Genomic DNA, 7,968 nt, shown 5'->3' on the forward strand with positions numbered 1-7,968 from the left:
TTGGACGCACGTTGCGGCACTGTGTCACATAGCGCACGTCACGTACCCTTTCGTATCGTACGCGGCTATCCAAGCACGGTTAAAAGGCGCGGCCCAAAGCAGGTCCAGCGCCACAAGGGAAATCATGACTCGAGCCAGACACTGGACGCAGCGCGCCGCCGCCCTGCCCGCCGCCGCCCTCACCACATTCACCACCGCCGCCCTGGCACAGGCCACCGGGCCCGCCCCACCCGATGCGGCTGTCACGTTGCCCACCGCGACCGTGACGGCCAAGGCCCCCGGCTCGCTCACCGCGCCGAACGTGCAGCAGCAAAAACAGGCACTGGAGCGGACGGCCGGCGCGGTCGGCTTCGTCGACGCCGCGTCCTATAGCGATACCTACGCCAGCAACCTGCGCGACGTGCTCAAGGACGCCCCCGGCGTGTATGTGCAGGAGCGCTACGGCCAGGAGCTGCGCCTGTCGATCCGCGGCTCGGGCGTTGCGCGCGGCTATCATGCGCGCGGCCTGGATATCCTGCAGGACGGCATTCCCACCAACTTTGCCGACGGCAGCGGCGACTACTACCAGATCGACCCGCTCGGCCTGAGCGCGGCCGAAATCTACAAGGGCGGCAACGGGCTGGCTTACGGCACCACCACGCTGGGCGGCGCGATCAACTTCACCACGCCAACCGCGCTCACCGCCGATGCGCCCAACCAGGTGCGCATCGATGGCGGCAGCTTTGGCACGGCACGCGCCAGCGGCCAGGTCTCGCGCCAGATCGGCGCGTTCGACTTCCTGGCCAACCTGAGCGTCAACCACTCTGACGAATTCCGCGCGCATGAGCGCGGCCAGTACGAGCAGTTCAACGCCAACTTCGGCTATCGGTTCAGCGCGGCGGTGGAAACCCGTTTTTACCTGGGCGCCTATATCGTCGACCAGCAATTGCCCGGCGCGCTGTCGCTCAACGATGCGCTGAACAATCCGAAGAAGGCGGCGCCGGCCGCGCCGGCCGGCGACCAGGCGCGCAACACGCGCACCGAGCGCGTGGCCAATGTCACTACCGTCAAGCTCGACAGCGGCCAGCTCGATTTCAGCACCTGGGTCATCCACAAGAGCCTGTATCACCCGATCTTCCAGGTCATCGACCAGGACTACTGGACCTATGGCTTCGCGCCGCGCTACACCGGCACGCAAACCATCAGCGGCCTGCGCAACCAGCTCATCGTCGGTGCGCGCTTTTTCGGCGGCAACAACGATGCGCGCCAGTACGTCAACAACGCCGGCAACCGCGGCGCGCAGACGCTCAATGCCGCGCAGGATGCGTACAACTATGAGGCCTATCTCGAAGACCGCCTTTACGTGACCCCGACCGTCGCGCTGATGGCCGGCGCCAAGGCCTACCGCAATGTGCGCCGCTATCAAGACTATGGCGGTCTGCCGGCTAATCCCACGGCCAAGTCCGACAGCGCCACCTACAGCGGCGTGAACCCGAAGTTCGGCGTGCTGTGGGAGCCGGTGCAAGACGTGCAGGCATTTGCCGACATCACGCGCAGCGCGGACGTACCCGACTTCACGGACCTGAGCCAGACCATGGCCACCACCACCCGATTCGTGCCGCTGAGCGCGCAACGCGGCTGGACGCTGGAGCTGGGCACGCGGGGCAAGCGCGAACGCTTCTCCTGGGACGTGACGGCCTATCGCTCGCTGGTGCGCGACCAGTTGCTGCAATACACCACCAACCCGAATATCCCGGCCGCCACCTTCAACGCCAACCGCACCACGCTGCAAGGCGTGGAACTGGGCGTCTCCGGCGACGTGCTGCAGAACCTGTTCGGCTCGGGCGACAAGCTCACGCTGTCGCAACTCTGGAACTACAGCGACTTCCGGTTCGACAACGATCCGCAGTATGGCAACAATCGCATCGCCGGCGTGCCAGAACACGTGTTGCGCACCACCGTTGCCTACAGCCGCGCGGCCGGGCTGCGGGTTGCCGGGACCATCGACTGGGTGCCGGGCGGCGCCTATGTCGACTACGCCAACACGCTGCGCACGCCTGGCTACGTGCTGTTTGGCCTGCAGGCCAGCTACGAATTCCAGCGCGGCGTGACGGTGTTCCTGGATGCGCGCAATCTCGGCAACAAGCGCTATGTGAGCGACTTCAGCACCGTGGCCGACGCGCGGACAGCCAACGTGGCCGTGTTCTATCCCGGTTCGGGCCGCGCGCTTTACGCCGGCGTCAAATACAAGTTCTGAGCCCGCGCGTTGTCATGAAAAAACCCGCCTCGGCGGGTTTTTTCAGGCTGCTGACAAACCTGATGCACAAGCCGAAGCCGCCGAACAGGCCAAAGCCGCGCGCCATGACGACGGCTGTCTCTCCCTCTCCCCTCAGGGGTAGAGGGGAGCACGGCAACGCAGATCCGGCTTTGTCAGCAATCTGAACCCGCCTCGGCGGGTTTTTTTCATCTCGGCGCGGGGCTGGGACCGGCCATCACTGCGCCCTGTGCACCGGCGGCGCGTTCCACGTGCCATCCAGCATCGCCTGCCGGGGCCAATACACCCGCATCATCAGGTTGAAGGCATCCGGCGGCGCCGGCAGCCAGTTGGCCACCCGTTTGCCCGCCGGGCGCGCGTTCTGGATATAGATATCGAGCGAGCCATCCCGGTTGTAGCGCAGCCGGTCACGATCGCCGATTGCGTAGCGGTTGAGCGGATTGGCCACAAATGCCTGCTTGTCGTTGTAGAGCGTCAGCGACCAGAAGGCCTCGCTCGGCGGCATCTGGCCCTTGTTGAAATGCAGCACATAGCGATTCGCGCCATTCAGCGGCTTGCCAGCGGCGTCGACACGCGTGCTGGGATACAGGGCGTCCGCCGGCAGGTTGGCGCCAAGCCCGACCCAGGCCACCAGCGCGCGCTTACCGTAGGCCGTGCCATAGTTGCCGAGGTCCCGGTGCACGGTCCATTTGCCGTCCCCGTCGCTGCCGCCGCGCTTGGCCATGGCCACGATGCCCGCCAGAGCCGTGGTGGCCCCCTCCTGCACCGCATGGGCCGTCGATGGCTCCAGCGCGGTCACGGAGAAGGGCATGCCCGGAACGATCCCGAGCTTCTTGATCGCTTCCACCATGGCCGCATCGGCCGCTGCCGGAGGATTGGCCGGCAGCAGTTCGGCGAAACGGGTGAAAAATGCCTGCGCGTCCATCGCCGCCACCTGCTCAACGGGCGGCGTTTCCAGATCCACGGGAACCGCTTCGGGCAGCATCGCCTGGGCGGACTTGGGCCGCGCCTTGCCGCCACGCTGCGAGGCCAAGAGCGGTGCCAGGCGATACTGGTCCTGCAAGCGGCGAACCGCCGCGTAGTCCTGCTTGCCATTGGTTTGGGTGCGGCCGATCAGCCACACCATCTCGGTCGGCGAGCGGATTTCCGTGACACCTGGCGGCAAGGTGCCACTCCACATCGGACCCGTTACGGCGTAGACCGCTGTCTTGGTGCCTGCGGTGCGCTTGCCCGGCGTCGCGAAGACATTGGTCCAGGCGTCCATCAGCGGCATCAGGTAATAGCGCCCGTGCGTATCGGGCAGCGAGAGAATCACCGGGCCGCAGGACAAATCCAGCCATGCCGTCGAGTAAAGGGTATCGGCATTCGGGCTGACCACGTCGGTGAAGGTGGCGTCCGGGAAACTACGCTTATGCGAGAAGGTATTGGCCGGCACGCGCGCGGTCATGACCTCACGCGTGACATCCATCAGCACCAGCGGATAGGCGTAGACAAAAATCTGGGCAGATAACGCCTTGATCGCCCCGTCGGGCGGCGGCGAGGCTGGCTGCGGCACCGCGGAACTTTGCGGGTCCGCGGCGCAGGCAGACAACAGCAGACCGAGCGCAAGCGCGCTCGCAATTCGGCGTAGCGAAATAATCATGACCCCGGTTCCTCGTCGGAATGGCCACCTTCCATGCGCTTTTCGCCGACGAACGAGCGACATCGCTACACAGAGGCGCGTCTATTTTCCCCAGGCGATGATGTTCCCGGCAACCGAAGTTGTCAAATACGCCGGAAGGCCCGCATGCGGAGCGACTCGGATTGTGCCGTCTGGCGGATCTGCAAGCAGTTTTGTCCGTTCGGTAACGCTCTGAAGCCGTAGATTCATAGCACCGGACATGGAACCGCCCGCGTTTCCTTCCCAGGCAACACCGATCGATGCCAGCCGCGGCCTGCGCTAGATCATCAGGAGGAAGGCCGGCAGCGCGGGCCACACCTCGTCCGGTAGCGGCGGGCCATTTGTGGCCGGCCGCAACATATCGCCTCCTTCCCGGCCTTGGACTGGGCGGAACAGGGCGGTAAGCGGAGCAACATGCGATGCGTGACTACGACATCGACGCCCAGCCGCCCGGGCTCCAGGTATTCGAAGGCGTCGTGACTCGACATCTGCTCGACGAGATCAACGCGGCAATCGACGCCAGCCGGGAAACGTGGCGGCCGGCAGATGGCCGCCGCGCCACGCAGGCAGCAGCGCACTTTGCAGACATGCTGCGGCAAAACGAGGGCTTTGCGCTGGCGGAGCGGCAGGCCTGCGAGATCTCGAGACGATGGGCGCGCAAGGCCGGGTGGGAACTCAACGGCGAGCCGCCACTGTGCGTGCTGCGCTGTGTCAATAGCGGCTTGCCCGCCCAGAGTCACTTGCGGCACTATGACTCCCATATCCTGACGCTGCTGGTTCCACTGCAGGAGGCGCAGGCCACCCAGGAAAACGGGGACCTGATCATCTACCGGCACCAACGCCATGCGGTGACGGCCATGTCGAACATCGCTGCGAAGATCCGGCTGATCCTGTTGCGCAACCTGCCTTTCGTGGTGCGCCGCGCGCAGACCTTCCGCCATCTTGCCGAGCACAGGTGCGACCGCATCGCCTGCGTGCCGAGCAATGTCTATGCGTTCAACGGCTTCGTTACGCTGCATGCCAACCTGCATGCCGAAGCTGGCGAGCGCCGTTCATTGATCGTCCACTACTATGACCCCGGACTGACCGCAGGGCTCAGCATGGTGCCGCGCGCATGGCGCGCGTTCCGCGATCGGCTGCTCGACGCGTTCCAGCACACCAGGCCGCGGGCCTGAGCCACGCCCACCTCTCATCCCCCACCGGTTCCGCTTGGGCGCCCGGATCATTTCGCCGATACTGGGTAAGCGGGTCGTAGCCCCGGCGGCGCCAGACTGCGAATTGCTTCTACACGATGGATGGGACCGTCATGGCAACTGGCAGCGCGATGCTGGGCAAACACCCCGATCTGTCAGATGCGCAGGTCTATCTCTTCGCCTTTACCCTCGGCTGCACCACCGGCGTGGACTTCGTGGCGTCATCCATGATGGGCGTCGCGGGCACCCATATCCGGGGCGGCATTCACGCCTCGCCAGAGGATTTTCTCTGGAGCCTCACGTCTTATGCCGCTGCGGCCACCGTCGCCAACCTGGTGCTGCGGCGCATCGCGCAGGACATCAGCTATCGCGGATTTACGCTGCTCGGCCTGGTCATCGCCACCGTGGGCGCCGCGCTGTGCGCCGGCTGCAATACGTCGCTCGAACTGAGCCTGGCGCGCGCCGTGCAAGGTTTGGGCGCGGGCGGCCTGTTCACCGCGTCGCGCATCATCATCCAGCTGGCAGCGGCCCGCGAGGAGCGCCGGCCCCTCTTCCTGGGCTTCAATGCCGGCGGCATGGGCCTGGCGGCACTGGCCCCATGGATTACCGCGGTGCTGGTGGAGGATGCGAGCTGGCGGATGATCTTCGTGGTGCAGGCCGGGATGTCGGCCGCGGCGATACTGCTGGTGCTGGTCTCCTATCCGCGCCGGGTCGCGGCCTCGCTGGCACCGTGGGAGGTGGATGTCGGCGGCATGGATTGGGTGACCGTGATCTTGCTGGGCGCGGGCGCGCTGGTGCTGCTGCACGGCCTGGGCGACCTGCGCTTCTATGAGTTGGCGAACTCGCCGTCGGTAGCGATCACCCCGATCGTCGGGCTGGCGCTCGTGGCATGCGTCTTCGTCCACCAGCATCGCCACCCCGATCCCTGGCTCAATCCCAAGCTGCTGTTCGGCCGCCGCTACCTGGTCGGCCTGGGCTTCTACACCTTGTATTACTTCCTCAATGGGCTATGGGGCTATGTGGTGCCCACCACGCTGCAGTCCGGGCTGGGCTTCACCTTCCAGACCGCCGGCAAGGTGCTCACCATCACCGGGCTGATCGGCTTCGCGGGCCTGTGCGCATTTACCTACGCCGGTACCCGGCTGACGGGACAGCGCCGCTACATCGCCCTGGGGTACTTCATGTTTGCCGGCGCGGCCTGGCTGCTGAGCCAGCGAATGATGCCGGGGGCCTCCATGGCCGTCCTGCTGCCGGCCCTGACCCTGCAAAGCCTGACCACGCCCTTCATCCTGGCGCTGGTGGCGGGGCTGACCTATGCGGACTTCAGCGTCGAGGATTTTGCCCACGCCTATCAGTTCAAGAACATCGTGCGCCAGATCGCAACTGCCGGCGGCACTGGCGTGGCGAGCCTGTGGCTTCAGTATGGCGAGGCCATGGCACGCACACAGCTGGTTGCGCGGATTACGCCGTTCGACCTGCCCGATGGTTTTGACGCCGCCACGCTGATGCGCTGGTCGGCGCTGATCGACCAGCAGGCGCAGCTGATTGCGGTGAGCAATCTGTTCGCGCTGCTGGCAGTGGCGTGCGTGGGCGTGGCGCTGGTCGCAGTGGCGCAGCGCGCGCTGCGTTAAGCCGTGTCAAAGGGGGGATCGGAGGACTCGGCGAGGCACGGAATTGCGACGTGGATATGGATGCCGCACCGGTAAAAATCCCCCAAAGTGGCGGGATTGTGAGCAAACGAATGGGCTCTACAATGCGGGTGCGAGGCATATGCCTCGCCAGGCGAGCCGCACAGGAAGCACAATCATGACGCTTTACCTACTCGGATTCCTATTCTTCGAAGCCTTGTGGTTCTTCCCGTTCAGGAAGGTATTCAAGGCGGCCCATTTTGGTGCGTCCTACGCGTATCTGGCGCTGCTACCGTTCATCGGGCCGCTGCTGTGCATCTGGATTCTCGCGTCACGCCCCTGGCCACTGAAGACCAAGCTGGTCCGCTCGTTCTCGCAGGCGTAGCGCGAGCCGGGGTCCTCGTGACCCGCTCAGAAGTCGTGGTCCCCCAGCATGACGGGGTTAAGAGATGGGTCCGCAGACCACTTCTGCAAGGCCGCTTCCTGGATGCGGTCGAGATTGCGCTCGAAAATGTCCAGGTGGCTGCCAATCTGGCCCTGGGCCAGTTCGTCCAACGCCGAGCGCGACACGAAGCCGCTGCTGTCCACGCCGTTTGCCACAATGGAAAAGCCGATTTGCTCGCCATCTTCGGACGGGGCCGGATTGAGTATCAGGAAGGCAGTCGACATAGTTAGCTCACTTTGATTCAGAGGCAGGATCGTAGCATGAGCGATCCCGCGCGATTCGACCGGGCAGCTAGTGTCCCGTTCCGCTGATTCGTTCGCAAAGTCTGTTGAGCTTGGGGCAGGAATTGTAGGTTGGGGGAAGTGTGCGATGTGTATGGCTTGTGGCCCGCTGACGCGGGGGTGTCTCTTGTGGGCGGGGTTTTCATGCTTCTAGCTGCTGATGCAGAATAGCGTGAGTGGGCGGTGTTTTATCGCTTCTAGCTGCTGATGCAGAATAGCGTGAGTGGGCGGTGTTTTAGCGCTTCTAGCTGCTGATGCAGAATAGCGCGAGTGGGCGGTGTTTTATCGCTTCTAGCTGCTGGCGCGGCTGTACGGTGTTGGCCGTTTTAGAACGTGTGAGATGTCACTTTTCTTTACTCGTAAAGAAAAGTAACCAAAAGAAAGCGATCCTTGCAGGAGGCTGGCTTGTCGCATCCGGTTATACACAACTCTGACCATCACCGACCGGCCTCGGGGAAGAGCGTTCGCGTTCAATAACTTGGTGCGGCCCTTGTAAACTTGCGGCAC

At 64.4% G+C, this 7,968-nt stretch carries 7 protein-coding genes; 4 read left to right on the forward strand and 3 right to left on the reverse strand.

Going from position 1 to position 7,968, the window contains the following annotated elements; genetic code table 11:
- The first annotated feature begins 124 nt into the window (after positions 1 to 124).
- The gene (locus ACYP5B_RS10940) at positions 125 to 2,236 is read left to right on the forward strand and encodes a TonB-dependent receptor family protein (RefSeq protein WP_459569595.1); all 2,112 of its coding nucleotides are present in this window, start codon (positions 125 to 127) and stop codon (positions 2,234 to 2,236) included.
- Between the two features lie 235 nt (positions 2,237 to 2,471).
- Here the strand turns inward: ACYP5B_RS10940 and ACYP5B_RS10945 are convergent, their stop codons facing one another.
- Complete coding sequence (locus ACYP5B_RS10945; RefSeq protein WP_459569596.1) at positions 2,472 to 3,896, reverse strand: DUF1254 domain-containing protein; 1,425 nt, start codon at positions 3,894 to 3,896, stop codon at positions 2,472 to 2,474.
- 437 nt (positions 3,897 to 4,333) lie between these two features.
- Here ACYP5B_RS10945 and ACYP5B_RS10950 point away from each other — a divergent pair, with 437 nt between their 5' ends.
- The 3 genes from ACYP5B_RS10950 (at position 4,334) to ACYP5B_RS10960 (ending at position 7,120) form a co-directional block, all read left to right on the forward strand.
- Positions 4,334 to 5,089: a hypothetical protein gene (locus tag ACYP5B_RS10950; RefSeq protein ID WP_459569597.1), complete on the forward strand. Its 756-nt coding sequence runs from the start codon at positions 4,334 to 4,336 to the stop codon at positions 5,087 to 5,089.
- Between the two features lie 131 nt (positions 5,090 to 5,220).
- A complete protein-coding gene (locus ACYP5B_RS10955; RefSeq protein ID WP_459569598.1) occupies positions 5,221 to 6,738 on the forward strand; it encodes an MFS transporter in 1,518 nt (505 codons plus the stop codon).
- Between the two features lie 175 nt (positions 6,739 to 6,913).
- Entirely contained in the window at positions 6,914 to 7,120 is a 207-nt protein-coding gene (locus tag ACYP5B_RS10960; RefSeq protein ID WP_400101567.1) for a hypothetical protein, read from the forward strand.
- 26 nt (positions 7,121 to 7,146) lie between these two features.
- Here the strand turns inward: ACYP5B_RS10960 and ACYP5B_RS10965 are convergent, their stop codons facing one another.
- Positions 7,147 to 7,404 (reverse strand): hypothetical protein, encoded by a 258-nt coding sequence (locus ACYP5B_RS10965; protein WP_318237912.1) that lies wholly within the window; start codon positions 7,402 to 7,404, stop codon positions 7,147 to 7,149.
- A gap of 348 nt (positions 7,405 to 7,752) precedes the next feature.
- Positions 7,753 to 7,968, reverse strand: a 216-nt coding sequence (locus ACYP5B_RS10970; RefSeq protein WP_459569600.1) for a hypothetical protein, incomplete at its 5' end; no start/stop codon positions are given.

The organism is Cupriavidus sp. 8B, from assembly GCF_054589115.1.